Here is a 632-nt window from a genome sequence, read left to right on the forward strand (position 1 = left end):
TGGGGTCGGCCTCGCGCACCAGGTGCAGGGTGCCGGCGGCCGCGGTGATTTCCTCCTGGCCGGCCCCGAGCCGCAGCTGCTGCCAGCTCACGTCGAGCGTCTTATCCAGCTCATCCTGCGTGTCGGGCTCCTGCTTCAGGAAGAAGCCGTTCGTCTCGTTGGCACCCGCCTCGGTGAGCACCGCCCCGGGCCGGGCCACGTACGGGCCGCGCTGCACCACCTCGCGCAGGGGCGTGATGCGCAGCTCGCGGGTAGCCGGGTTGAAGTACAGGCCCAGGCAGAACAGGTTCTGCAGGCCCAGCAGCAGCTGGGCCACGGTGATATTGGGCAGCTGCAGCGCCGGGTTGAAGCTGCCACCCGGCGCCACGGTGGCGCCCAGCGCGTGGTCGGAGTAGACGACCAGGCGCTGCACCTCCACGTCGTCGGCCCACGAGCCGGTCAGGGAGTAGCCGAACGTGGTCAGCACCTGGCGCAGCACCGGCACGAGGTAGAGCATGGGCGCGTACACCTGGTTCGGGCCCGGTGGCAGCAGCGGCGGGCGGTTGAGCACGCCGGTGAAGGCGGGGTTTTTCTCGCCGAAAAAGGCCGCGTTGCGCACCGGCGCCAGCACGTAGTCGGCCGTGCTGGTGGCC

General features: G+C 70.7%; 1 protein-coding gene. It reads right to left on the reverse strand.

The window, feature by feature from the left end; translation table 11 throughout:
- Positions 1-632: hypothetical protein (locus ACYVDE_RS25430; RefSeq protein ID WP_460504297.1), on the reverse strand; the 632-nt coding region annotated here is incomplete at both ends.

Source organism: Hymenobacter agri, assembly GCF_054778495.1.